This window comes from Pseudomonas paraveronii (assembly GCF_963681955.1).
GTDB lineage: Bacteria > Pseudomonadota > Gammaproteobacteria > Pseudomonadales > Pseudomonadaceae > Aquipseudomonas > Aquipseudomonas paraveronii.
On the sequence record NZ_OY817130.1, the window covers coordinates 2,611,868 to 2,637,189 of the forward strand.

At 61.6% G+C, this 25,322-nt stretch carries 23 protein-coding genes and 4 pseudogenes; 15 read left to right on the forward strand and 12 right to left on the reverse strand.

Translation table 11 applies throughout. From position 1 onward, the window contains the following. Nucleotides 1-37: 37 nt before the first annotated feature. The 9 genes from nirJ to nirS are packed head-to-tail and all read right to left on the reverse strand — an operon-like array spanning nucleotide 38 to nucleotide 6,627. Nucleotides 38-1,219, reverse strand: coding sequence for a heme d1 biosynthesis radical SAM protein NirJ (gene nirJ, locus U5A08_RS11920; RefSeq protein WP_321851671.1), 1,182 nt, complete (start codon nucleotides 1,217-1,219; stop codon nucleotides 38-40). 12 nt (nucleotides 1,220-1,231) lie between these two features. Continuing rightward, nucleotides 1,232-1,732, reverse strand: coding sequence for a siroheme decarboxylase subunit beta (gene ahbB, locus U5A08_RS11925; RefSeq protein WP_253395095.1), 501 nt, complete (start codon nucleotides 1,730-1,732; stop codon nucleotides 1,232-1,234). Further along, nucleotides 1,707-2,150, reverse strand: a complete 444-nt coding sequence (locus U5A08_RS11930; protein WP_247407493.1) for an Lrp/AsnC family transcriptional regulator — start codon at nucleotides 2,148-2,150, stop codon at nucleotides 1,707-1,709. Before U5A08_RS11930 ends, ahbB (U5A08_RS11925) begins: the two co-directional genes overlap by 26 nt. Next, complete coding sequence (gene ahbB / locus U5A08_RS11935; RefSeq protein ID WP_425262732.1) at nucleotides 2,143-2,631, reverse strand: siroheme decarboxylase subunit beta; 489 nt, start codon at nucleotides 2,629-2,631, stop codon at nucleotides 2,143-2,145. Before ahbB (U5A08_RS11935) ends, U5A08_RS11930 begins: the two co-directional genes overlap by 8 nt. Before the next feature lie 23 nt (nucleotides 2,632-2,654). Continuing rightward, nucleotides 2,655-3,113: an Lrp/AsnC family transcriptional regulator gene (locus U5A08_RS11940; protein WP_247407497.1), complete on the reverse strand. Its 459-nt coding sequence runs from the start codon at nucleotides 3,111-3,113 to the stop codon at nucleotides 2,655-2,657. 1 nt (nucleotide 3,114) lies between these two features. Next, a complete protein-coding gene (locus tag U5A08_RS11945; RefSeq protein ID WP_321851674.1) occupies nucleotides 3,115-4,284 on the reverse strand; it encodes a cytochrome D1 domain-containing protein in 1,170 nt (389 codons plus the stop codon). Next, entirely contained in the window at nucleotides 4,281-4,598 is a 318-nt protein-coding gene (locus U5A08_RS11950) for a c-type cytochrome (protein WP_301294963.1), read from the reverse strand. Before U5A08_RS11950 ends, U5A08_RS11945 begins: the two co-directional genes overlap by 4 nt. 16 nt (nucleotides 4,599-4,614) lie before the next feature. Beyond that, on the reverse strand, nucleotides 4,615-4,929 hold the full coding sequence (locus tag U5A08_RS11955; protein ID WP_321851676.1) for a c-type cytochrome: 315 nt from the start codon (nucleotides 4,927-4,929) through the stop codon (nucleotides 4,615-4,617). Between the two features lie 24 nt (nucleotides 4,930-4,953). After that, nucleotides 4,954-6,627: a nitrite reductase gene (gene nirS / locus U5A08_RS11960; protein WP_482221339.1), complete on the reverse strand. Its 1,674-nt coding sequence runs from the start codon at nucleotides 6,625-6,627 to the stop codon at nucleotides 4,954-4,956. Nucleotides 6,628-6,822: 195 nt separating this feature from the next. Here nirS and U5A08_RS11965 point away from each other — a divergent pair, with 195 nt between their 5' ends. The 13 genes and pseudogenes from U5A08_RS11965 (at nucleotide 6,823) to U5A08_RS12015 (ending at nucleotide 20,424) form a co-directional block, all read left to right on the forward strand. Continuing rightward, nucleotides 6,823-7,599, forward strand: a complete 777-nt coding sequence (locus tag U5A08_RS11965; RefSeq protein WP_321851678.1) for a CbbQ/NirQ/NorQ/GpvN family protein — start codon at nucleotides 6,823-6,825, stop codon at nucleotides 7,597-7,599. After that, nucleotides 7,583-8,146 (forward strand): cytochrome c oxidase subunit 3, encoded by a 564-nt coding sequence (locus U5A08_RS11970; RefSeq protein WP_321851680.1) that lies wholly within the window; start codon nucleotides 7,583-7,585, stop codon nucleotides 8,144-8,146. Before U5A08_RS11965 ends, U5A08_RS11970 begins: the two co-directional genes overlap by 17 nt. A gap of 7 nt (nucleotides 8,147-8,153) precedes the next feature. Next, nucleotides 8,154-8,384 (forward strand): cytochrome C oxidase subunit IV family protein, encoded by a 231-nt coding sequence (locus U5A08_RS11975; protein ID WP_253395105.1) that lies wholly within the window; start codon nucleotides 8,154-8,156, stop codon nucleotides 8,382-8,384. A gap of 265 nt (nucleotides 8,385-8,649) precedes the next feature. Then, nucleotides 8,650-11,613, forward strand: a pseudogene (locus U5A08_RS11980) (DUF6531 domain-containing protein); the annotation flags it as partial. Nucleotides 11,614-11,745: 132 nt separating this feature from the next. After that, nucleotides 11,746-12,063: pseudogene (locus tag U5A08_RS11985) on the forward strand (AHH domain-containing protein); the annotation flags it as partial. 9 nt (nucleotides 12,064-12,072) lie between these two features. Continuing rightward, nucleotides 12,073-12,696, forward strand: a complete 624-nt coding sequence (locus U5A08_RS11990) for a hypothetical protein (protein WP_321851681.1) — start codon at nucleotides 12,073-12,075, stop codon at nucleotides 12,694-12,696. A 388-nt stretch (nucleotides 12,697-13,084) separates the two neighbouring features. Further along, a complete protein-coding gene (locus tag U5A08_RS29905; protein WP_425262847.1) occupies nucleotides 13,085-13,657 on the forward strand; it encodes a pentapeptide repeat-containing protein in 573 nt (190 codons plus the stop codon). 220 nt (nucleotides 13,658-13,877) lie between these two features. Next, nucleotides 13,878-13,973 (forward strand): annotated as a pseudogene (locus tag U5A08_RS29910) (hypothetical protein); the annotation flags it as partial. A gap of 141 nt (nucleotides 13,974-14,114) precedes the next feature. After that, the gene (locus U5A08_RS11995) at nucleotides 14,115-16,061 is read left to right on the forward strand and encodes a type VI secretion system Vgr family protein (RefSeq protein ID WP_321851683.1); all 1,947 of its coding nucleotides are present in this window, start codon (nucleotides 14,115-14,117) and stop codon (nucleotides 16,059-16,061) included. 15 nt (nucleotides 16,062-16,076) lie between these two features. After that, on the forward strand, nucleotides 16,077-16,511 hold the full coding sequence (locus tag U5A08_RS12000) for a DcrB-related protein (RefSeq protein ID WP_253395114.1): 435 nt from the start codon (nucleotides 16,077-16,079) through the stop codon (nucleotides 16,509-16,511). A 140-nt stretch (nucleotides 16,512-16,651) separates the two neighbouring features. Beyond that, entirely contained in the window at nucleotides 16,652-17,092 is a 441-nt protein-coding gene (locus U5A08_RS12005; RefSeq protein ID WP_017849342.1) for a c-type cytochrome, read from the forward strand. A 3-nt stretch (nucleotides 17,093-17,095) separates the two neighbouring features. Further along, nucleotides 17,096-18,517, forward strand: a complete 1,422-nt coding sequence (locus U5A08_RS12010) for a cbb3-type cytochrome c oxidase subunit I (protein ID WP_321851686.1) — start codon at nucleotides 17,096-17,098, stop codon at nucleotides 18,515-18,517. Nucleotides 18,518-18,582: 65 nt separating this feature from the next. Beyond that, the gene (locus U5A08_RS12015) at nucleotides 18,583-20,424 is read left to right on the forward strand and encodes a nitric oxide reductase activation protein NorD (RefSeq protein ID WP_321851687.1); all 1,842 of its coding nucleotides are present in this window, start codon (nucleotides 18,583-18,585) and stop codon (nucleotides 20,422-20,424) included. On the opposite strand, the gene U5A08_RS12020 is transcribed toward U5A08_RS12015, so the two are convergent. The 3 genes from U5A08_RS12020 to U5A08_RS12030 form a co-directional block, all read right to left on the reverse strand. Next, nucleotides 20,418-20,609 (reverse strand): hypothetical protein, encoded by a 192-nt coding sequence (locus U5A08_RS12020; RefSeq protein ID WP_017849339.1) that lies wholly within the window; start codon nucleotides 20,607-20,609, stop codon nucleotides 20,418-20,420. The genes U5A08_RS12015 and U5A08_RS12020 overlap by 7 nt on opposite strands. Next, nucleotides 20,606-21,289, reverse strand: a complete 684-nt coding sequence (locus U5A08_RS12025; protein ID WP_253395121.1) for a Crp/Fnr family transcriptional regulator — start codon at nucleotides 21,287-21,289, stop codon at nucleotides 20,606-20,608. Before U5A08_RS12025 ends, U5A08_RS12020 begins: the two co-directional genes overlap by 4 nt. A 132-nt stretch (nucleotides 21,290-21,421) precedes the next feature. Next, complete coding sequence (locus tag U5A08_RS12030; protein WP_425262830.1) at nucleotides 21,422-22,024, reverse strand: hemerythrin domain-containing protein; 603 nt, start codon at nucleotides 22,022-22,024, stop codon at nucleotides 21,422-21,424. Nucleotides 22,025-22,088: 64 nt separating this feature from the next. Between U5A08_RS12030 and U5A08_RS12035 the strand changes: the two are divergent. Then, nucleotides 22,089-23,054: pseudogene (locus tag U5A08_RS12035) on the forward strand (sigma 54-interacting transcriptional regulator); the annotation flags it as partial. Between the two features lie 134 nt (nucleotides 23,055-23,188). Then, entirely contained in the window at nucleotides 23,189-25,321 is a 2,133-nt protein-coding gene (nosR, locus tag U5A08_RS12040) for a transcriptional regulator NosR (protein ID WP_321851689.1), read from the forward strand. Nucleotide 25,322: the final 1 nt, after the last annotated feature.

The following is a 25,322-nucleotide window of genomic DNA, read 5'->3' on the forward strand; positions in this document are numbered from 1 at the left end:
CCTTGGTACATCATCAGGTGGGCTGCCCCCGGTTGTGTCACCGGGTGGTCGAGCAAGGGATCAGGTTGCAAGGCTGCAGGGCGATCTCGGCGTCGCTGAGGTGGCAACCGGGGTCGGGGCCCCAAAGGTCGCCGTCGGCCCAGGCGCGGGTGCGCGTATTGCCGTTGCAGATCGGCAGCCAGCGACACTCGGCACACCGCCCGCCGATGGCCCGCGGGTGTTCGCGCAGGCGCAGCAGCAACGGGTCGGGTTGGTCCAGCCAGAGTTGGCGGAACGTGGTGTTGCGCACGTTGCCTACCGAGTGCTGCCACCAGTACGTGTCGGGGTGGACCTCGCCGGTATTGTCGATGTTGGCGACGCCGCTGCCCGAGGCATTGCCGCCCCAGCCGTGCAGCAGGTGTTCCAGTTGCGGGTAATGCTCGGGCAGATGCTGGTGGACCCACTGCAGCAACAGCACGGCGTCGGCGTCGTTGTTGCCGCTGACGAAGTCACTGTCGACGCCGTTTTCGATGTCGTGCCAGGCCTGCTGGAATATCAGCGTCATCGCATCGCGGCTCATCTGCCGGTGCGCGTCCAGCTGGCGGCTGCGTTTGCCGCGCCCGCTGTAGTTGAGGTGCGACAGGTAGAACTTCTGCACATCGTAGTCACGCATCAGCGCCAGCAGTTGCGGCAACTGGCCATGGTTTTCCTGGGTCAGGGTGGTGCGCAGGCCCACGCGAATCCCGGCCTCGCGGCACAGGCGGATAGCGTGCATCGAACGCTGGAAACTGCCCTGCAACTGGCGAAACGCATCGTGGGTCGCCTGTAGACCGTCGATGCTGATGCCCACGTAATCGAAACGCGCGTCGGCGATCTGCTGGATATTCTGTTCGTCGATCAGCGTGCCGTTGCTCGACAGCGCGACAAAAAAACCTTTGTCGCGGGCATAGGCGCTGAGCTGGAACAAGTCTGCACGCAGCAGCGGTTCGCCGCCCGACAGAATCAGCACGCGCACCCCGGCCGCGTGCAAGTCATCGATCACCTGGAGTGCGGCCGGGGTGTCCAGTTCATCGCGAAACACACTGTCGGCGCTGGTGGCGTAACAGTGTTTGCAGGTGAGGTTGCAGCGCCGCAGCAGGTTCCAGATCACCACCGGCGGCCGGTCCTTGCCGGGCGGCGAGGTGCGGGGCGGCGGGCATTGTCCGGCCAGGGTACGCAGGTACTGACTGATCCGCAGCATGGGACGCTCCTTCTAGGTTGCCGGCGTCAGGCGCAGGCCGGTTTTTTTCAGGATGCGGCTGCTCACCAGCATCTCGTCGGCGCGGCAGGCATCGCCGAGCAGGTAGCGCAGGTGCTCGCGGTAGCTGTCGATTTCTTCGCGGCTACGCCCATGCACCATGGCGAACAGGTTGTAGGGCCAGTCGGGACGGCGCGGGCGGCGGTAGCAATGGCTGACAAACGGCTGCGCCCCGATCAATTCGCCCAGGCGCGGCATCTGCACGTCGGCCACATCCCACACGGTCATGCCGTTGTGGCGATAACCCAGGCGGTAATGGTTGGGCACGGCGGCGACACGCCGGATCGCGCCCTCGGCCTGCAGGCGCTTGAGCAGGTCGAGGGTCGACTCGACGCTGATGCCCAACTGCTCGGCGAGCCAGGCCCAGGGATCGTCCAGCAGCGGCAGGCCAGCCTGGGTGAGGGCGACCAGGCGCAGGGCCAGGTGGTCATCAGACCGGGAAATACAGACCGACATGGTAGGTTTGCTCCTTCGGCAGATTGAGCACCGCCAACCCCGTCAGGGTCTCGATGCGGGACAGGGTGGCGGCCAGTTCCGCCTCGGTGCCGCAGGCCAGCACGAACCACATGTTCCAGCGGTGTTCGCGGCGGTAGTTGTGGGCCACCTGGGGCAATGCGTTGAGTTGTTCGGCGACCGCCTCAAACCGCGCCTCGGGCACAGTCAACGCGGCCAGGGTGAAGGCGCCACCGAGGCGCTCGACATCGAACATCGGACCGAAGCGTGTCAGCACTCCGTCTTCGAGCAGGTCATGCAGGCGGTCGAGCACTTCACTCGGCTGGCTGTGCAGTTCCTGCGCCACCTGCTGCCAGGGATCGCGCACCAGTGGCAGGCCGTGTTGCAGGCGATTGATCAGGCGCCGGTCGAGATCATCCATGGGCCCACACCTGCGACGACGGCGGCGTAAAGCGCCCGCCGCATTGCTTGAAGGCGCGGGTGCTGAACAGCAGTTGGTGCGGCAGGTCACTCAATTGCTGCTGTTCCAGCACCCGCTGGATATGCGCCGTGACCTCCTTGCGTTCGCGGCCATGCACCATGCAGAACAAGTTGTAGCGCCACTGCGGCAGGCGGCGCGGGCGCTGATAACACAGGTTGACGCCGGGCGCGTGGCCCAGGCGGTTGCCGACTTCATCCACCAGCGCATCGGGCACATCCAGCACCAGCATCGCATTGGCGACAAAGCCCAGGGCGCGGTGATTGAGCACCAGGCCGACGCGGCGGAACAGGCCTTGTTCCTGCCATTGCTGCATCTGTTGCAACACCTGGTCATGGTGCGCGCCGATCTGTTCGGCGAGGTTGTCGTAGGGTCGCGTCACGAGGGGCAAACCGCGCTCCAGGCATTGGCGCAGGTCGAGCATCTGTTCTTGGCTCAGCGGGACGATCACGGATGCGCTCCCAGGGAAAACCCGAGGTCGATGCGGTAGGCGGTGAGCATCGGCAGGTCCAGGGGGATGAGGCCGGTGTCTTGCTCCAGCTCGTCGAGGATCTGTTGCAGGTGCTGACGGTGCGGGCCGGTCAAGACAAACCACAGGTTGTATTGATGCTCGCGGACATAGTTATGGTTGACTTCCGGGTACTGGTTGACGCGCCGCGCCACCTGTTCCAGGCGTTCGACCGGCACCGCCAGGGCGGCCAGGGTGCTGGCGCCGGCGCGGGTGTGTTCGAACACCGGGCCGACCCGCGACAGCGAGCCGGCCAGTTCCAGGCGGTGCAGGCATGTCATCAACTGTGCCTCGCTGCAGCCCAGCACCTGGGCCATTTCGCGATAAGGTTCGGCGCACAGCGGCATGCCGTGCTGGTAGCGTTCGATCAATTGACGGCTGAGCAGGTCAAGGTCCATCTCAATACCCCATTTTTTGCGCGCGATTGCTGAAGAAAATTCCACTGGGACTCAAGGCCGGCAGGGTCTTGAGCAAGGTCATGCGATACGGGTCCCAGACCTGTACCTGCTCGCCGTCGCGCACCGACAGCCACAGCTGTTCGCCACGCCCGGTGAACTCCATGTGCAGCACGCCGGGGCCGGGGCGCAGGTCGGCCACCACCTGGTGGGTCTCGGTGTCGATCACCTGCACGCGGTCGTTGTCCGGGTAGGCGAAATTGACCCACAACTGGCGCCCGTCCGGGCGTGCGGTGACGAAAATCGGTTGGCCGGCCACGTCGATGGCGGCGGTCTGCTGCCAACTGCGCGCATCCATCACCAGCACCTGGTGATGGCCGACGGCGGGCACAAAGGCTTGGTTATCGGCCACGGCCCAGCCTTCGAGGTGGGGCATCTTGTACACCGGCAGTTTGGCCTGGCCGCGCCCGTAATCCGCGAGCACGCGCTTTACGCCGCGCTCCGGATGCCACAGGTCGAGTTGGGCCATGCCGTCCTCACCGAACAGCCCGGCCATGTAGTAACGGCCGTCGGCGGTGATCAGCGCGTCGTAGGGTTGCTCGCCGATGTCCTGGTACCGCGTGATCCGCGGGGTGTTGCCCTGGCTGAAGTCGGCGCTCCAGATCTCGCCGCTGTCGAACAGGCTGAACACGAAGCGCTGGCCGGGCGCATCCACCAGGCCCACCACCCGCGAGCGTTTGCCGTCGGCCAGGGGCGTGGCGGGAATGTCGGCGACCTGGGCCAGGGTCTGCGCATCGAACACCTTGACCCCGCCGGGCTGGTAGTTGGACACGGCAATCAGGCGCCCGTCCTGGCTGATCGCGCCGCCGATGCTGTTGCCGCCCTGGATGATGCGTTTTTCAACGCGTTGGCGCAGCAGGTCGACTTTGCTCAGGCCGCCATCGCGGCCGAAGATGTAGGCGTAGCGCTGGTCGCGGGAAAACACCGCCGAGGCGTGAGACAGGTCGCCCAAGCCGTCGATCCGCCCCAGCTCCGTCATCCCGCTGGTTTCGATGATTTGCACGCTGGCGCTGGCGCGTTCGATCACCAGGCCCAGGTCGCCAGTCCCGCGCAGCGGCGGTTGGGCACAGGCGCCGAGCAGCAGGCACAGCGATAGAAGAGTGGGACGCATCATGGTGCGGGGCTTCCTTGCAGGAGGCGTTCGACCAGCCAGGCGATCTCGCCGGCACTGAGCAACGGCGCCCAGCCGGGCATCGCACGGGCAGGGCGGCCATAGGTAATGGTGGCGGTCAGGCTGTCGCGGCTGTGCCCGGCGAGAGCCGCCGGGGTGAGGGGCGGACCCAGGCCGCCGGTGAGGTACAGGCCGTGGCAGGCGCCACAGTCCTGGGTCAGCAGGTGTTCGAGGCGGGCGGCGTCCGGTGTGGCCAGCGCCCGCGCGGGAATCAGCAGGAGCAGCGCCATGGCCGTACCGATCATCGATGCATTCATGGCGCGCTCCTTGTGCTTATTTCAAGGTCAGGACCCATTCGGCCAAGACCTTGGCTTCGTCTTCCGTCACCTGATTCGGCGGCATCGGAACCGGTCCCCAATTGCCCTGGGTGCCGTTCTTGATGTGGCTGGCCAGGGTCACGGCGGCGTCTTTCACGCCGGCGTTCTTGGCTGCAACATCCTTCAAGGCCGGTCCCACCAGCTTGCTGCCCACCATGTGGCAGCCGACGCAGGGTTTGCTGTTGAACAAGGCCTGCCCATCTTGGGCGAGGGCCGGTTGCAGGCTGAGTGCAGCGGTGCAGGCCAACAGTGCGAAGAGAGTATTTTTCATCGGAAGTCCTTGTGTTGATGGGGCTCAATAAATGTCGTGTTGGGTGTTGTAGACATTGAATTTTCCGGTCGGGGTGATCAGGCGCTTGTCCTTGATCACGGCTTTGAGCTTCAAGGTCTGGTCGTCGATCACCACCAGCGCCGATTCCTCGGTCTGGCCGTTCCACACCGAGAACCACACCTCGTCGCCGGCCTTGTTGTATTCCGGCTGCACCACGCGCAGCGCGCCTTGCTTGATGCCGGCGTATTCGGCGATCGGCAGCACGGTGTAACCCTTGTCCAGATGGTCGATGTCAAATACCGCTGCCGATTGGCTGAGCTTGGCGTCGGGGTTGAGGGTGGTGTCGACATACAAATGCCGGGAGTTGGGATGGGTCTTGATGAACAGCGAGCCGCCGCCCTGGCCCTTGAGCGATTCCACCTGTTTCCAGGCGTATTGCGGGTGGTCGACCGGGTCGGTGCCGATCACCGAAATACCGCCGTCGCCCAGGTGGCTGGTGGCCCAGACCGGCCCGTAGGTGGGGTGCACAAAGTTGGCGCCACGGCCTGGGTGCGGGGTCTTGCCGACCTCGACCAGCGCGGTGAGCTTGCGTTCCTTGGAGTCGATCACCGCGACCTTGTTCGAGTTGTTGGCCGCCGTCATGAAGTACCGGTGCGTGCTGTCCCAGCCGCCGTCATGCAGGAACGGTGCGGCGTCGATGGTGGTGACGGTGAGGTTCTTGATGTCTTGGTAATTGACCAGCATCACCTTGCCGGTTTCCTTGACGTTGACGATGAACTCCGGCCATTCGTGGGAGGCGATGATCGCCGCGACGCGGGGCTCGGGGTGATATTCCTGCTTGTCGACGGTCATGCCGCGGGTGGAGACGATCTGTTTGGGCTCCAGGGTCTCGCCGTCCATGATGGTGAACTGTGGCGGCCAGTAGGAACCGGCGATGGCGTACTTGTCTTCGTAGCCCTTGAACTTCGAGGTCTCCACCGAGCGCGCCTCGATGCCGACCTTGATCTCGGCGACTTTGGTCGGTTCGGCAGGCCACAGGTCGATCATGTCGATCTTGGCGTCGCGGCCGATCACCAGCAGGTAGCGGCCCGAGGCGGAGATCCGCGAGATATGCACGGCATACCCGGTGTTGATCAGTTTGACGATTTTCTTGCTGTCGCCATCGATCAGCGCAATCTTGCCGTCGTCGCGCAGGGTGACGGAGAACAGGTTTTCCAGGTTGAGGCTGTTCAGCTGTTTCTTCGGCCGGTCTTCGGGCTTGACCAGCACTTTCCAGGTCTTGAGGGTTTCGGCCATGCCCCATTCCGGTGGGGTTGGCGCGGTGTGCTGGATAAAGCTGGCCATGTGGCTGATCTGGGTTTTGGTCAACGCATTGGAGGTGCCCCAGTTCGGCATGCCGGCGGGGGAGCCATAGGTGATCAATGCTTCCAGGTACGCCTGGCCACGGGCCTGGGTGATGTCCGGGGTCAGCGGTTTGCCGGTGGCACCCTTGCGCAGCACGCCGTGGCAACCGGCGCAGCGCTCGAAGTAAATCTGTTTGGAGGTGTCGAAGTCGGCCTGACTCATGTCCGGCGCGCCGGCGCTTTTCACTTCTGTCGGCTGGGGTGCGCCATGGGCGCTCATGGGCAGTGCCAAGGCCAGCGCGCAACTCAGTGCGGCGAGGCTCAGGGTGAAGGGTTTTCTGTTGCGAGTCAGCATTCCATTTACTCCTCAGGCGGGACCTTTACGGTGCCTCGCAACGCGGTGCGGGGCGCAGGTTCTTCGTGCCGGCACAGACTATGGCGCCATGCCGGAATACCCGCTTGACCGCGATCAAGTTCGCCGCAGGCGACGCTTGCCAGGTTGTCGCAGGCGCCCGTAGCGTGGCCGTCAAACCCGCTGTGGATGCCTGTCATGACTGAGCCCTTCTACCAACCCCTGGACAATGAACAGCTGCTGTTCGAACACGCCTGGCGCCACCGCATGCCGGTGCTGATCAAAGGCCCCACGGGCTGCGGCAAGACCCGTTTCGTGCAGCACATGGCGCATCGTCTGAACTTGCCGCTGTACACCGTGGCCTGCCACGACGACCTGAGTGCCGCCGACCTGATCGGCCGCCACCTGATCGGCGCCGAGGGCACCTGGTGGCAGGACGGCCCATTGACCCGCGCCGTGCGCGAAGGTGGCATCTGCTACCTGGACGAAGTGGTCGAGGCCCGCCAGGACACCGCCGTGGTGCTGCACCCGGTGGCCGACGACCGCCGCGAGTTGTACCTGGAACGCACCGGCGAAGTGGTCAAGGCGCCGCCGTCATTCATGCTGGTGGTGTCCTATAACCCCGGTTACCAGAACCTGCTCAAGGGCATGAAGCCCAGCACCCGCCAGCGTTTCGTCGCGATGCGCTTCGATTACCCGGCCGTCGAGGGCGAGGCGCGCATCGTCGCGCGTGAGGCTCAGGTGGACCTTGCCCTGGCGACCCAGGTGGTGCGCCTCGGCCAGGCCCTGCGCCGCCTCGATCAACACGACCTGGAAGAAGTGGCCTCCACGCGCCTGCTGATTTTCACCGCGCGCCTGATCGCCGCCGGCATGCCCATTCGCGAAGCCTGCCTGGCGTGCCTGGCCGAGGCGCTGACGGACGACCCGCACACCGTGGCCGCCTTGATGGACGTGGTCGATGTGCACTTTGCCTGAACCCCGCCGCCTGCCGGGCGACCTGGCGATGTGGTTTTTCATCCTCGCCGAGTTGTCGGTGTTCGCGATTCTGATCCTCGCGTTTGCCGTGACCCAGGTGCTCAAGCCCGAGGTGTTTGCCGAAGGGCGCGCGCAACTGGACACCTCCACCGGGCTGGCGATGACCTTGAGTCTGTTGAGCGCCGGGTTGCTCGCCGCGCTGGCGTTGCAGCAGGTGCGATTGCAGCGCGGGCGACGCGGCGCCGGTTTGTTCGTCGCGGCGCTGTTGGTGACGCTGGTCTATGTGGCGATCAAACTCACCGAGTACGCCCACCTCGGCGCTGCCGGACTGGGCCTGGAGCACAGCACGTTTTTTACCTTGTACTGGATACTTACGGGGTTTCATTTCCTGCATGTGCTGCTGGGCATGGTGATTCTCGCGTGGCTGGCGCTGGGTTGCTGGCGCGGCGGGCTGTCGGTCGGCGGGCTGGAGTCGGGTGTGCTGTATTGGCACATGGTGGACCTGGTGTGGGTGGTGCTGTTTCCGTTGGTTTACGTGATTGGATGAGGTGCTGATGACCGCTTCCCAAGGGCTGATCGTGTGTTGGGCTGCGTTGGTGGTGCTCAGCGTCGGCACCGTGCTGGCCGGCGGCTCCGGGCTGTGGCTGGTGGTTTTGCTGCTAGCGGTGGTCAAGGCGTGGATGATTGCCGATGGGTTTATGGAGTTGCGGCATGCTCCAGGGTTTTGGCGCGCTCTGGTGCTGGGCTGGCCTGTCGTTTTGGTGTTGGTGGTGGGGCTTGTCTAGGCTCGGAGTGCCCAAGATCAAAAGCCAAAGCGAGGCGGCCGTATAGCCGACTTGATCCTGGAAGCCAGGCCTGGTCACCTGTGGGAGCTGGCTTGCCTGCGATGGCATCGCCTGGGTGGACCTGATGGACTGAGGTGACTGCATCGCAGGCACCTCCGCTCCGCCTGTTTTGGGAAAATTCTTACGCCCCTCTCGGAAAGTCTCACCTGAGCAACACGTTAGTCGCGTGATTTGATTCCGGCCTTTTCAGGCAGGGATTGCGGGCATGACTGACGCGTTTTGGGCCGCCCGCGAGGGCGACGCGCTGCTGCACACCTCAATGATGGCCGATGTTCTCGGCGGTGTGCTGGAAGTCGCCGCCTATGCCGCCATCACGTCCGTGGGCTGCCTGGCCGCTGGCGCGCTGATTGCCGCAGCGACCGGCGTGACCATCGCCACTGGCGGCGTTGGCTGCGTCGCCCTGGGGCTGGCGGTCGGCGCGGTGGTGGGGGTCACCGCCGGGCTCTCGGGGGCTGACGTGAAGATCTCCAGTTGGTGCGAAACCGCCGCCAACTGGGTTTTTCCGCCGGTGATCGAGGCCTTTATCACCAGCGGCTCAGACGACGTTTTCATCAATGGCAAACCGGCCGCCCGGGCCGCCGGAAAGATGATGGCGGTGCCGGTCGCGCCCAGTGAGCCCCCGGCCCCCAGTTTTCTGGACATGGCACAGGGATTTTTCTCACAACTGTGGCGCCCGACGGTCGCCACACCCGCTGCCGGTACCGTGCCGTGTGCGCTGGACACGGTCGCCTGCAGCAAGCACCCACCCATGCCCGAGCAATTCATTGCCGAGGGTTCCAGTTCGGTCTTCATCAACGGGCAACCGGCCGCCCGCAGCGGTGACCGCAGCACGTGTGGCGCCAAGATCGGCAGCGTCGAAGGGCTGATTTCTGCCGATGTGCGTATCGGCGGCGACCCCGTCGTGGTGCGCGAAATTCGCAGTGGCAAGACACCGGGCGTCGGTTTGGCGATTGCCGCGCTGCTCGCCCTACGCGGCAATGTGCGGGGCTTTAGGAGCGCATTGCCATGCCTGGTCGGCAGCGCGCTGGCGGGCGGGGCGGTGGCGTATGGAACCGGCAAGCTCACCTCGGCACTCAACAGTGCGGTCAACGGCTCGCCCAACCCGGTGCATAGCCCGACCGGCGCCAAAATCCTCGGTGCCGAAGAAGAACTGGACTTCGTCCTGCCAGGCCTGCTCCCCATCGACTGGCAGCGCTTCTACAGCAGCCTCGATCAACGCCACGACGGCCTTTTCGGCGCCGGCTGGAGCGTTGCCTATGAGGTCGCCGTCGAGATCGATCAAGATGACCACCTCACCTACATCGACGAACAGGGGCGCCGTATAGACATCGGCTACATCCCGTTGTCAGGCGGCGCCTTCAGCCCCGGCGAAGGCCTTGCGGTCAGGCGCAGCGCCGACGGCACTATCCTGATCGAAAGTATCGACGGCCTGTATCGGCTCTTCGAACCCGACCCTCTGAACCCCTCGCGGATGCGCCTGCACCTGTTGGGCGATCGTAACGAAGGGCGCATCTTTCTGGATTACGACGCGCAAGGGCGCCTGTGTCGCCTGCGCGACAGCCACGAGCTGATGCACGTCGACGTGAGCTACACCGCCGAGCATCCGCGGCGCGTGAGCCATATCGAGCGCCGTTACCTGCATCGGCAACATTTTGCTGGGCGCAGCGACGTGCTGGTCAGCTATCGCTACGACACCCACGGCAACCTGGCCGAAGTCCTCGACGCACAAGGCACGCGGCAACGACGTTTTGCTTACGACAACGCGCAACGCATGGTCGAACACCAACTGCCGAGCGGCTTGCGTTGCTTCTACCAATGGCGCGCAGTGTCTGGCCCGCAGGGTGAAGAATGGCGCGTCAGCCGGCATTGGACCGATGCCGGCGATGCATTCACCTTCGACTACGACCTGGATGCCGGTATCACGCGCGTCACCGATGGCCTGCAGCGGGTCAGCACGCGCTATTGGAACCCGCAGTACCAGATCACCCGCTACGTCGATAACCTGGGCCATACGTGGCAGTTCGAATGGAGCGAAGATCGCCAATTGCTCGGCGCGATTGATCCGCAAAACGGCCAGTGGCGCTTCAGTTACGACGACTCCGGCAACCTCAGCGCAGTGACCGACCCTCTGGCCAGGATCAGCAACACACAGTGGCTGGCGCATTGGGCATTGCCCGAAGTGGAAACCGACCCGGCGGGTAACCGTTGGCATTACCGCTACGACCGGCATGGCAACTGCATCGAAGAGATCGATCCGCTGGGCAACCGCACCCGCTACGTCTACGACGATTTCGGCCAGCCGGTGCAGATCATCGATGCCACCGACAAAATCCGGAAGCTGCACTGGAACGAGTGGAGCCAACTGATCGAAGAAGTGGATTGCTCGGGCTACGCCACCGGCTACCAGTACGATGCGTTCGGCAATGTGCTGGTGCACACCAATGCTGAAGGTGAGTCGGTGCGCTATCAGTACAACCGGCAAGGGTTGTTGCTGGAATGCCGACTTTCGGACGGCCGCCTTGAGCATTTCCAGCGCAACGCCAGTGGTTATCTGACGGGCTATGTCGACCCCGCTGGCAACACGTCCCGCTATGCCTACGACCGGCGCGGCCAGGTCAAACAACGCTGGGACGCGCACAACCGCTGCGTCACCTTCGACCACGACGCCTACGGGCGACTGCTGAAACTGACCAATGAAAACGGCGAAAGCTATCGCTTTGAGTGGGACGCGGCCGACCGCCTGGTGCAGCAACACGACCTCGACCACAGTCAGCGCTGCTATGCCTATGACCCGCTGGATAACGTCGTCGCCGTCGCTTACCTGCCGGGAAGCGAAGGCGAGGCGGTAGACGCGCTGACACACCAGTTCCAACGCGACCCGCTCGGGCGCCTGGTCAGCAAAGTCACCGCCGACGGCACCACCGTTTATAAGCACGACCTGAACGACCAACTGGTCGCGGTCACCTTCACCGCCCTCGACGGGCGCGAGCAAGCACTTGGCTTTAGCTATGACGCGCTGGGGCAACTGCTCGAAGAACACAGCGCGGCGGGGTGTCTGCAACACCATTACGACGCATTGGGCAACCTGACTCAAACCCACTTGCCTGACGGACGCTGGCTCAATCGCCTGTACTACGGCAGCGGCCACCTGCATCAGCTGAATCCAGATCCGATTGGGTTGGCGGGTGGACTGAACCTTTATCAATACACACCCAACCCACTCACGTGGATGGACCCACTTGGGTTAAGTTGCTCGAGTGACGCAAAAAAACTTGGAGGACGCCTAGGCAAGGCTCCAAGCAAAGACTATCGAGCCCACCACGTTGTGATGTCCAATTCGAAAGATGCACGTATGCGCTGGTTGAGAAGACGAATGGACAGGCTAGGCATAGATATAAATCAAAAAGAAAACGGTATATGGCTGCCTGCTAATTCAAAAGCGCGCCTGCCAAATACAAAAGCAACGGCTCACGCGGAAGAGGGTGTGCATGGTAACGCTTACAAAAAACACGTATGGGAGTCCCTAAAAGAGGCAAAGACTAAATCCGAGTTCGAGCAAGGTTTAAAGGCACTCAACCTTGAACTAAGCGGCGGAAAAACCTTTCCGCTGGTCAAATAGGAGACTTTTATGAAAGAACTTTTGCTCTCATTGTTAAATGAATATCATAACAAATATGCTGAGCTCATGTCGTTCGTAGAAAGTACGTACAAAACAAAAAAGTGGGGAGTGGGCGTCATGCCTTCATACAATCCTGCACCGTACATCTGCGAGCTACAAGGATGCAAGCCTGGACGTTTACTTAAAAAAGATTCTGAGCCAGCTAAAGATAGGCATTGCTACTTTTTAGACGCCAATGAAAAAATCATAGCGGAAATACAATACGCCAAATACGCAGACTTTAAAGGCCAATGGATTGTATATAGACGTTTTTTTATTAATGAGCCAGGTCGCATTGTAGAATTGACATTCGGCAGTAATTTTGAAAATAGTGCAGAGGCCAATCTCGATTCGGCTTCTATTAATATCCTTAAAGTCAATCATGTAATAGCGCATTATAGCTTGCTCGATACAGGTGAGTACTTCGAAACATTTTACAAGTACGATGCCGGTGCAGTCTCTTTCGTCACTGAAAACATATGGCGTGAGACCTTCACGACGCGAAATTATGAAATAAATAGCAAGAATGGCAACTTAACGATTTTTGAAAAGTTGCCGGACAATAGAAAGCTGTCAATATATTCGGAAAGCTGAACTGATCGTGCCGCTTCACCATGCAGGCAGAGTGGGAATGGTATTTCTTGAACTAGGGGGGATGTCATTGTTTGTTTTTCTAACAGTTCAAATATATTCGTCCCCTTTACCCCGAGAATCGATGCCGTTTTCAAAGGCAAGGTAAGTAATGACCCGTCACTACGTCACATAAAAGTATCGAAAACAGGAGAGTGCCTACACGGTGTGTATGATATTTAAACTAAAACTTGGTGGGTCTAACGACGAAAGCTGATTGGAAAAGAGGCACGCATCAGCGGCGTTATGGCAACTGGGGCAATGGTTATAAAGGAGTGTTATGGTGAGTGAAAAAATCACATCAAAGATATTATCCGGCGTTGAGCGGGAGGGATTAGTTCTTCCTACAAAAATGCTTTTCGAAAACGAGTTCATTGGTAGCTGCAAACTAAAAAACTCGAAACTCTCTGACCCAATTTTTGACCAGTGTGATCTGGAAGGTTGCGAGTTTGAAAAAACTGACTTTTCCGGATCTCGATTCTTTAATAAAACAGCTTTGATCAAATGCACGTTCAAGAGCGTCGATTTTCAAACATCCGGTCTAAACGATAGTGAGTTTGAAAGCTGCACGTTTACAAAATGCAATTTTCGAGAGACGTCACTTAAAGGCTGTCGCCTTAGCAACTGCACATTCATTCAGTGCAAAATTATAGATAACTCATTTAATGCGAAGAAGATTGCCAATATTAAATTTACTGGAAAGCTCCAAGAGATATATTTCATATCCGATCAGTCGAACACTCCTCTTCTCGTCGACTTTGAACTTTGCAAGCTGGAGTATGTGACTTTCCAGAACTGTAATCTTGATAATATCATTCCCCCTGCGGATCCCCAGCACATTTTTTTAAAGACGTGTCTGCCCGCGCACAAAAGGCGCTCGCCCTCTTATCGTCTGAGCCAGACAATCAGGTCAATAAGATATTGAAGCGGCGATTGCAAAAGCTCACCGCTCAACGCGGGGCGGTTTTCAATATTGAGAGCCTTGAAGATTATGAAGGTCTAGAATTTACCACGCGATTTATTTCACTTCTTCAGGGGTCTTAGAAAGCTGAAAAAAACAGCGGCAGCCTAAGAGGCTATTCAGAAATGATCTGAGCCTTTAACCGAGCGCAAAGAAGCATAAATAAATTTGTTCTGAAGGGCATGAATTCCTCACGCGTATGCTCGAAGGCAAGGCGCTGGCGGGTGTGCGGATCAGCAGCCGGGAAAACGAACTGCACTACGCCTTCAGCGACACCGAACAACGACTGTTGGAATGCAATGCAAATGTGGGAGGGGGCTTGCCCCCGATGGCGGTGAATCAGTCACCACATGCATCAACTGAAACACTGCTATCGGGGGCAAGCCCCCTCCCACATTTGTTCAGCTATTAGGGTACTTCGATGCTATTCAACCAAACCTCACGCCTAACCAAAATCACCAGCCCCCTCGGGCCGGACGTGCTGCTGCTCAATCAAATGGGCGGCGGCGAAGAGTTGGGGCGGCTGTTCGCCTATGAGCTGCAACTGACTTCCCTGGACGCCAACATCGACCTCAACCAGTTGCTCGGCAAGCCGATGAGCGTCGGCCTGCAACTGGCGGACGGTGGCGAGCGGTATTTCCACGGGATCGTCGCGCAGTGCAGCCAGAGTATCGACCAGGGCCAGTTCGCCAGCTACCAGGTGACGCTGCGCCCGTGGCTGTGGTTGCTGAGCCGCACGTCGGACTGTCGGATTTTCCAGAACCAGAGCATCCCGCAGATCATCAAGCAGGTGTTCCGCGACCTCGGCTTTTCCGACTTCGAAGACGCCCTGAGCCGGCCGTACCGCGAGTGGGAATACTGCGTGCAGTACCGCGAGACCAGCTTCGATTTCGTCAGCCGCTTGATGGAACAGGAAGGCATCTACTACTTCTTCCGCCATGAACAGGACCGCCACGTGCTGGTGCTGGCCGACGCCTACGGCGCCCACGCCACGGTGCCGGGCTACGCGTCGGTTCCGTACTACCCCAAGGACGAGCAGCAACGCGAACGCGACCACCTGCACAACTGGCACCTGGCGCAGCAAGTGCAGCCGGGCTCGCTGGAGCTTAACGACTACGACTTCCAGCGTCCCAGCGCGAGCATCGACGTGCGCTCGGCCATGCCGCGCCCGCACGCCGCCGGCGACTATCCGCTGTACGACTACCCCGGCACCTACGTGCAAAGCGCGGACGGCGAACACTACGCGCGCACCCGCATCGAAGCGCTGCAAACCCTGCATGAACAAATCGAATTCAGCGGCAACGCCCGCGGCCTCGGTTCCGGCCACCTGTTCAGCCTCACCGGCTTCAGTCGCCAGGACCAGAACCGCGAATACCTGATCGTCGGCATCCGCTACAACATCCATCAGGAAAGCCTGGAAAGCGGCGGCGGCTCAAACTCTGCGCAGTACGAAAGCAGCCTCACCTGCATCGATGCCCAACAAAACTTCCGCCCGCTGGCCAACACCCACCGGCCCATCGTCAAAGGCCCGCAGACCGCCCTGGTGGTCGGCCCCAAAGGCGAGGAAATCTGGACCGACCAATACGGCCGCGTAAAGGTGCATTTCCACTGGGACCGCCACGACCAATCCAACGAAAACAGCTCGTGCTGGATACGTGTGTCGCAATCCTGGGCCGGCAAGAACTGGGGCTCGATGCAGATCCCACGGATCGGCCAGGAAGTGATTGTGAGCTTTCTGGAAGGCGACCCGGACCGGCCGATCATTACCGGGCGGGTGTACAACGCGGAGCAGACGGTGCCCTACGATTTGCCGGAGAACGCGACCCAGAGCGGCATGAAAAGTCGTTCGAGCAAGGGCGGCACGCCGGCCAACTTCAATGAAATCCGCATGGAGGACAAGAAGGGGTTGGAGCAAGTGTATATCCATGCCGAGCGGAATCAGGACGTCGTCGTCGAAGTGGACGAAAGCCACTCGGTGGGGCATGACCGCAACAAGCGCATCGGGCACAACGAGACGGTGACGATTGGCGCTAATCGCCTGCGCGTAGTACGCAACAACGACACCCTGCTGGTGGGCGGCGCCAAATCCGACAGCGCCGCCACGCGCTATACCGTCGAAGCTGGAGACAGTATTCGCCTGGTGTGTGGCGACAGTGTGATTGAGCTCACGGCAGACGGAGCCATCAACCTGACCTGTGGCTCGTTCAATCTGTTTTCCTCCGGCAGCAGCAAGATCCAGACACAAGGCAAACTGGATATCAACCAGGGCAGTGACAAGGGCACATCACCCGGTCAGCAGGGTGTGCGAGCCACTATCCATAACGCCGTCGAATCAACATTTGCGGACAAGCCGGGCGCCGGCCAATAACGAGATACTTACACCATGAACTACTTGATCAATGAAGCCCAATTCACCTTGCCCGATGCAGCCGTACAGGATGCCTCGATCAATATCCTCAAGTTCGCCCACCTGGGCACCACGCTGGTCGTCAGCCGTAGCCCGCTGGCGGACGGCGAAACGTTGCGAAGTAACTTCGAAGCGCAGCTCAAGACGCTCGAACAGCAGGAGACGTACCTTCGTTACTCGCCAGTGCAAGCCATAAAGGTGGGGACCGCACAGGATGTCGATGCCTATGAAGTGCAGAACAGTTTCAACAAAGGCAGTGACAGCTTTTACCAGTACCAGTTGGCGCTGCAACTACCGGGCACACGCCGCCTGATCGCGTTGAGTTACGTCAAGACCCAACCCCTCGGGCCAGCCGAAGCGGCTCACTGGGCAACGCTCAAGAGCACGCTTAACTGCTTCGCTGCGCCCTGAATCAAACGGAGCCAAACCAACCGCTACTCAATCCCCCAAGAATACCCGACCACCCCGATCAACAATTCTTGATCGCCATCAAGCGGTTTTCACCCCCCACCTTCCTATCATGGCCACCGCCAAGCCATGAGGAAGCGACCATGTCAGAGACCTTCACCAAGGGCATGGCCAGGAACATCTATTTCGGAGGAAGCGTGTTCTTCTTCCTGATTTTCCTGGCCTTGACCTACCACACCGAACAAACCTTTCCCGCCCGCAGCAACGTCGACCAGCTCACTGAATCGGTGATCCGCGGCAAGAGCGTCTGGGAGCGCAATAACTGCGTCGGTTGCCACACCCTGTTGGGCGAGGGCGCGTACTTTGCGCCGGAGCTGGGCAATGTGTTCAAGCGTCGTGGGGGTGACGAAGGGTTCAAGCCGTTCCTGCACGCCTGGATGAAAATGCAGCCCCTTGGGGTGCCGGGGCGTCGGGCCATGCCGCAATTCAACCTCAGCGACCAGGAGGTGGACGACATGGCCGAGTTCCTCAAATGGAGCTCGAAGATCGATACCAATAACTGGCCACCGAACAAGGAGGGCTGAGCCATGCGCAGCGCCAATCCCTATCTGAAATTCCAATCCCAGGCCGTGGCCAAACCCTACTTTGTGTTTGCCTTGATCCTGTTCGTCGGCCAGGTGCTGTTTGGCCTGATCATGGGCCTGCAATACGTGGTGGGCGACTTTCTGTTCCCGTTGATCCCCTTCAACGTGGCGCGGATGGTCCATACCAACCTGTTGATCGTCTGGCTGTTGTTCGGCTTCATGGGCGCCGCCTATTACCTGATACCCGAGGAGGCCGACCGCGAGCTGCACAGCCCCAAACTGGCGATCGTGCTGTTCTGGGTGTTTGCCGTGGCCGGGGTGTTGACCATCCTCGGTTACCTGCTGGTGCCGTATGCGGCGCTGGCCAAGCTGACCCATAACGAACTGTTGCCGACCATGGGTCGCGAGTTCCTCGAGCAACCGACCATTACCAAAATGGGCATCGTGGTGGTGTGCCTGGGCTTTCTCTACAACATCGGCATGACCCTGCTCAAGGGCCGCAAAACCACGGTCAGCATGGTGATGATGACCGGCCTGATCGGCCTCGCGGTGTTCTTCCTGTTCTCCTTCTACAACCCCGGCAACCTCGCACGGGACAAGTTCTACTGGTGGTGGGTGGTGCACCTTTGGGTCGAAGGCGTGTGGGAACTGATCATGGGCTCGATGCTGGCATTCGTGCTGATCAAGGTCACCGGCGTCGACCGTGAAGTGGTGGAGAAATGGCTGTACGTGATCATCGCCATGGCCTTGATCACCGGGATCATCGGCACCGGGCACCACTTCTTCTGGATCGGCGCACCCGAGGTGTGGCTGTGGGTCGGCTCGATCTTCTCGGCCCTGGAGCCGCTGCCGTTCCTGGCGATGGTGATGTTCGCCTTCACCATGGTCAAGCGTCGGCGGCGCCAGCACCCGAACCGCGCGGCCACCTTGTGGGCCAAGGGCACCACGGTGACGGCGTTCTTCGGCGCCGGGGTCTGGGGCTTCCTGCACACCCTGGCACCGGTCAACTTCTACACCCACGGCACCCAGCTCACGGCGGCCCACGGCCACCTGGCGTTCTTCGGGGCCTACGCGATGATCGTGATGACCCTGATCAGCTACGCCATGCCACGCTTGCGCGGCCTCGGCGAAGCCCCCGATGCGCGTTCGCAGACCATTGAAATCTGGGGCTTTTGGCTGATGGTGCTGTCGATGGTGATGATCACCCTGTTCCTCACCGCCGCCGGCGTGGTGCAGGTGTGGTTGCAGCGCTGGCCGGCGGACGGTGTGGCCTTGCCGTTCATGGCCACGGTCGAGCATTTGACTATCTTGTTCTGGGCGCGGTTGGCCAGTGGCGTGGTGTTCCTGCTGGGGCTGCTCTGCTACCTGTACAGCTTCCGCCAACGCCAAGCCGTCGCCGGTGCGCCGGCACCGATTGTGTATTGATCGTCAATCCCTAAGAGGGCGGCCCGGCTGGTACAGCGGGCCGTTTTACGTTTGGAGCACACGTCATGGCCTTTACCCTGGAATTGGAAGAGTGGGTCGGCAGCGTCTGGCACCGCTTCATCACCCGCCGCGCCAATGTGGATTTCCCCGAGGCGCAGGTCGCGCTGACGGATCATCAGCGCAGCCTGGCCCTGTTGTTTCGCGCCCTGGGCGGCGCCGGCGGGATGGCGCTGGAGGCGGCCTGCGAGCGCGACCTGTTGCTGCGCCGCAACCTGTTGATGCGCATCGCCGGCACTTGCAAGCAGGCGCCCCTGGCGTCCTGCGACGGTAACCGCTTGCGCTTGCCGGCACGCCTGGCGGTGTTTCCCGACGCGGCGCTGAATCACGAGTTGTACCGCTGGCTGGCGCTGCTCGCGGCCCACGCCGGGCCGATGAGCCATTGGGCGCGTGACAACCAACGCTGGACCTGGCTGCTGTTGCAGCGCTACCCGGCGATGCTGCCGCGCTACCAACGCCTGGTGGAGGCGCACCTGCAACTGCGCCCCGACCCCGCCAGCCTCAAACCCGACGAAGCCGCGCTGGAACGGGCCTTGCGCAAGGCCCTGCGCGAACCCGGCAGCGTGCGTCACTTGCCGCGCAGTTCACGGGCCGCCTGGCCGTTGCCGTTATGGCTGTACCCGGCGCTGCAGTTGGACACCGCGCAAAATACCGACTTGGAAGAGGAGGGCGACGACCTCTCAGCCCCACCCGGCGAGCAACTAGGCGGGCCCAAGCGCGCCACCCGTATCGACGACGCGAGCCGCGATGGCGGCCTGTTGGTGGTGCGCCTGGAAAACCTGTTCAGTTGGAGCGAACACGTCGACCTCGATCGCTGGTCCGACGATAGCCAGGACCCGGACGCCGCCCGCGTCGCCGAAGACCTCGACCAGTTGAGCCTGTCGCGCCAGCGCGTGCGCAAGAGCGGCGGGCTCAAGCTGCACCTGGATCTGCCGCCCGCCGATGTCGACGACATCCCCTTGGGTGAGGGCATCAAGTTGCCCGAGTGGGACTACCGGCGGCAGTGCTTGCAGGCAGGCTTCGTCAACCTGCAATTGATGCAGCCGCGTTGCGACGCGCCGCAACCCTTGCCCGCGCGGTTGCAGGCCCAGGCCCAGCGCCTGCGTCGGCAATTCCAGAGCTTGCGCACCGACCGCCAATGGCAGCGCCAGCAGCCTCAAGGGTCAGAGGTGGACCTGCAAGCCTGGCTGGATTTTCATGTGCAGCGCCAGCAGGGCGCCTGCGCCGAGCGCGGTCTGTTTCTTGAGCAGCGCCACACCCACCGCGACCTGGCGTGCCTGTTGCTGGCCGATCTGTCGATGTCTACCGATGCCCATGTCAACGATGAGCAAAAGGTCATCGATGTGATACGCGACAGCCTGCTGCTGTTCGGCGAAAGCCTGGCCGGGGCCGGGGATCGCTTTGCGTTGTATGGGTTTTCTTCGCTGCGTCGGCACCAGGTGCGCTTGCAGGTGCTCAAAACCTTCCAGCAAGCCTATGACGACCGCACGCGTGGCGCGATCCAGGGCCTCAAACCGGGTTACTACACGCGCATGGGCGCGGCCATCCGCCAGGCCACCCAGTTGCTGGGCGCCTGCCCGCAGCGGCGCAAGTTGCTGTTGTTGATCACCGACGGCAAGCCCAATGACCTGGACCTGTATGAGGGCCGTTACGGCGTGGAGGACACGCGCCAGGCGGTGGTCGAAGCGCGGCGCCAGGGCTTGATTCCGTTCTGCATCACCATCGACAAACAGGCCGGCGACTATCTGCCGTACATGTTCGGCGCGCATGGTTTCACCCTGATCCATCGCCCCGAACAATTACCGCAACGCCTGCCGCAGCTGTATCGGCAGTTGACCGAGACTCAGTAAAAGTCCCTGGGCAACCAGAAGAACATCACCACGCAGAACAGCGTCAGGCCCAGGCAGAACCACTGGAAACGCTTCAGTCGGCGCGCCTGGGTGCTGGCGTGGGCCTCGGGCAGCGGTGTGGCGCAGCGCTCGCACAGGTCGCGCTCCACGGCGTTGCCGTGCTGGCAGACCAGGCAGGTTTTCACTCGAATTGCTCCAGGCGCGGGCGGTCGAGAATCGCGATTTGCCGGCCGTCCTGGGTGATGATTTTCTCGTCGATCAAGCGCCGGATAATCCGCGAAAAGGTCTCCGGCTGGATCGACAGGTGCCCGGCAATCAATTGCTTGGCCATCGGCAGCTCGAAGCTGCAGTTGGTGCTTTGCAGGCGCACCAGTTGCGTGAGCAGGTAGCGCACCACGCGGTGGGTGGCGTTTTTCAGCGACAGGGTTTCGATCTCGTTGACCCGCTGGTGCAGGCGCACGCACAACGTGCCGAGCAGGGCGAAGGTCAGGCGGCTGTTGCTCTGCAGCAAACGCATGTAGGTGGCGTTGGACAGCCGGTACAACTGCGTGGGGCACACCGCTTCGGCGCACGCCACGTAGTTGGGCGTATCCATCAGCATCATGGCTTCGGCGAAGGTCTGCCGTTCGCCGATCACCTCGAACACCTTCTCCTGGCCGTCCGGGGTGAGGCGGTAGATTTTCACTGCGCCGGCGATCACGAAGTAGAACGCGTCGGCCGGTTCGCCCTGGCGAAACAGCGGTTCGCCTTTGTCGACACTGAGCAATTGGCTGCTGCTCATCAGTTCGTTCAGTTGCGCCTCGTCCAGGGGCTCGAACAAGTGGTGGCTGCGCAGGATTTGGTGATGAACACGATGGAGCACCATCTTGACCTCGGGGGATAACGGGAAGGGATGCCCGAGGATAATCCTGTTGGCGTCGGCCGTACTTGATCCGCGACAAGGGCAGCGCACACACAACGTTGCACGATCGTCGCAGTGATCGGTTGCGAAAGTGTGCTATGCGCGGGCCGGCACGAGGCCGGGCGCGGCGGCTTTGGCGAACAGTATGTCGTTCTCCAGGTGGATGTGTTCGCGCAGGTCGGCATGAAAGGCGCTCAGCTCGCGGTACAGGCTGCGCCAGGTATTACAGGCCTCGGCTGGCGGAGTGATCTGGTTCGTCAGGCTCAACAGTTGTTCCAGCGCCTCGGCGTGCTGGTCGTGCTCATGGCGCATCACCTGGATCGGCATCGCCGCCTGCGGCCCCATGCCCATTTGCAGCATCGGGAACAGCACCTGTTCTTCCTTGAGCATATGGTTTTCCAATTCCTGCTGCATATCGCGCAGCAGGTCGGCCAGGCCGGTGGGGCATTGCAGGTGCTGAGCGTGGACCTGTTCGACGCGGCTCGCCATGCGCACCAGTTCCGGCAACTGCTCGCGATGACGTGCGTGGTAGCGCGCCAGCAGATGGTCGATCAAGTGGTCCTGGGGTTGGGTGTTCCAGTCGCTCACGGTCATCGGGCTTTCCTCATCGGCAGTACGGATATGAACCGGTGATTGCAGGTCGCGTGCCAACTTCAACTTATTGAAAAGTAACGCTATATCCCGGAGTAAGGTAATCATGACCACAGGTTGTCAGGGTGTTGTGAACCCCAGGAGGGTCGAAATGACCGCGCCGCCCGACGGCATTCTCGGCCAAAGCGCGGTGTTGCTGCAGTTGCTCGACGAGCTGGCGCTGCTGGCCGAAACGCAGTTGCCGGTGTTGTTGCTCGGCGAAACCGGGGTCGGCAAAGAGCTGTTCGCACGGCGCCTGCATCGCCTGTCGCGCCGTGGCAACAAGCCTTTGGTGCAGGTCAACTGCGCGGCGCTGCCGGAGGCGTTGGCCGAAAGCGAGCTGTTCGGTCACGTCAAGGGTGCTTTCTCCGGCGCCACCCACGACCGCGCCGGGCGGTTCGATGCGGCGAACGGCGGCACCTTGTTCCTCGATGAGGTCGGCGAATTGCCCTTGAGCGTCCAGGCCAAGCTGCTGCGCACCCTGGAGAATGGCGAGATCCAACGCCTGGGCGCCGATCGACCATTGCATGTGGACGTGCGCATCATCGCCGCGACCAATCGCCACCTGCCGGACAGCGTGCGCGACGGCCTGTTTCGCGCCGACCTGTATCACCGGCTGTCGGTGTACCCGGTGCCGATCCCGGCGTTGCGCGAGCGTGGCGAGGACGTGTTGTTGCTGGCGCGGCATTTCGTCGAACTCAACCGTGAGCGCCTGGGCTTGCGTGACCTGCAGCTATCGCCAGCGGCGCAACGGGCGCTGCTCGATTACCCCTGGCCGGGCAATGTGCGCGAGCTGGAGCACGTGATCAGTCGCGCCGCGTTGAAACAGCTCAGCCGTGCTGAACCGCGCAGTCCGGTGATCTGCCTGGAGCCGCACGCCCTGGGCCTGGATGCGGCCGTCGTCGCGGTTGAATGCGCCTTGCCCGCGTCATCGATTGAGGCCTTCCAACCCTTGGCGGTGGCGGTGGATGAGTGCCAGCGCTGGAACATTCGCCACGCCCTGGAACACTGCGCCGGCAATTGGGCGAGTGCCGCGCGCTTGCTTGGCGTGGACGCCAGCAACCTGCACAAACTGGCGCGGCGCCTGAAGCTCAAGTGAGGGGTGCGACAACGCGCCAGCCGTGCGTATTCGTCGCACCGCCTACTGGCCGGACTTGATTCTGGTCAAGGGCCACCCGCCATCATCGCCCCTACCATCCGTCCCATCTTCAGCCCGACGCCTCAAGGGACTCCATGACTCGCTCCGCGCGCTTGACACGCCACTGGCTGACTGTGCTGGTGGTGTTGCTCATCACCAGCTTCACCGCCCAGGCCCGGTCTTACGGCGACATCGAACAGCAGCGTATCGAACGCACCTTTCCCGCCCAGGATGCGGTCTCCGCACCGGACGGCCCGTTCAAGGTGCGCACCATTTCGAGCGCCGGCAAGCCCATCGGCTACGTGTTCCAGAGCCTGGATGTGGTGGCGATCCCGGCGTATTCAGGCAAGCCGATCAACACCCAGGTGATCCTCGACACCGCCGGGGTGATCCGCGATGCCTACGTGCTGGAACACCACGAGCCGATCCTGTTGATCGGTATTCCCGAGATCAAACTGCACGAATTCACCGCGCACTATTCCGGCGTCGATGTGCGCCAGCGCGTGGTGGTCGGACGTTCCAGCGACCCGAAGGCCGTAACGGTGGATGCGATTGCCGGTGCGACCGTGACCGCGATGGTGGTCAATGAAGTGGTGATGCGGGCGGCCCATGACGTGGCGGTGTGGCTCAAGCTGATCGACGGCAAGGCCGCTACCGCGCAGAAAGTCGCGCTGATCCGCACCGATCGGTTTGACCCCGCCACCTGGGCGCAATTGACCGGCAATGGCGCGATCCGCCGCCTGCTTTTGACCCGTGGCCAGGTCGACGCGGCCTTCAAGGACACCGCCGCCGAAGGCGCCGAGGCGGCGGACGAAACGTTCATCGAGCTTTATGTGGCCGACATCAACCCGCCGAGCATCGGCCGCAATCTGTTGGGCGAAGAACACTACCGCAGCTTGATGCAGGGGCTCAAACCCGGCGAACAGGCCATCGCCGTGTTCGGTCGTGGGCTGTTTTCATTCAAGGGCTCGGGTTATGTGCGCGGCGGGATTTTCGACCGGGTGCAGTTGCGCCAGTTCGGCAACGTGATCAGCTTCCGTGACCTCGACCACCAACGCATCGACGACGTCTACGCCGAGGGCATACCGGCCTTCGACGAGATGTCGGTATTCATCGTGCGTCCGCAGGCCGGCTTCGACCCCGGCTCGGCCTGGACCCTGGAACTGCTGGTGCGGCGCCAGACCGGTCCGGTCAGCGGCACGTTCAGCAGCTTCGAACTGCCTTACCAGATGCCCGAACAGTACCTGGAACGGCCGCTGCCCACCGCCGCCGAACAAGCCGCGCTGGATGAGGCCAGCCGCCCGCTGTGGTTGAGCATCTGGTACCAGAAACAGGTCCAGGTCATGGTGCTCGGCGTCGCGCTGCTGCTGCTCACTGCGATCCTGTTCCTGCAGGACAGCCTGGCCCGGCGCCCGCGTCTGCTGCACTGGCTGCGCCGGGGTTATCTGGTGTTTACCGTAGGGTTCATCGGCTGGTATGCGCTGGGGCAGTTGTCGGTGGTCAATGTGCTGACCTTCGTGCATGCGCTGGTCCAGGACTTCCGCTGGGAGCTGTTCCTCACCGACCCGCTGATCTTCATGCTCTGGGTCTTCACCGCCGCCAGCATCCTGCTCTGGGGGCGCGGGGTGTTCTGCGGCTGGCTGTGCCCGTTCGGGGCCTTGCAGGAACTGCTCAACGAAGCCGCGCGCCGCCTGAAGATCCGCCAGTTCGAATTGCCCTTCGCGGTGCATGAACGGCTGTGGGCGATCAAGTACCTGATCCTGCTGGTGCTGTTCGGCCTCTCGCTGGAATCGATGGCCACCGCCGAACGCTTTGCCGAAGTGGAACCGTTCAAGACCGCCATCACGCTCAAGTTCGACCGCCAGTGGTGGTTCGTGCTCTACGCCGTGGCGTTGCTGGTGATCAACCTGTTCACCCGCAAAGTCTACTGCCGCTACCTCTGTCCCCTCGGCGCTGCCCTGGCGATTCCGAGCAAGTTCCGCCTGTTCGACTGGCTCAAACGTCGCCAGGAATGCGGCAACCCATGCCAACTGTGCGCCAAGGAATGCGAGATCCAGGCGATCCACCCGGACGGCCATATCAACGCCAACGAATGCCACTACTGCCTCGACTGCCAGATGACCTGGCACAACGAAAACAAGTGCCCGCCGCTGATCAATAAACGCAAGAAGCGCAACAAGGCGGCGCCCGAACAGATTCCCGTAGTGCAGATAAATCCCAACACTTGAA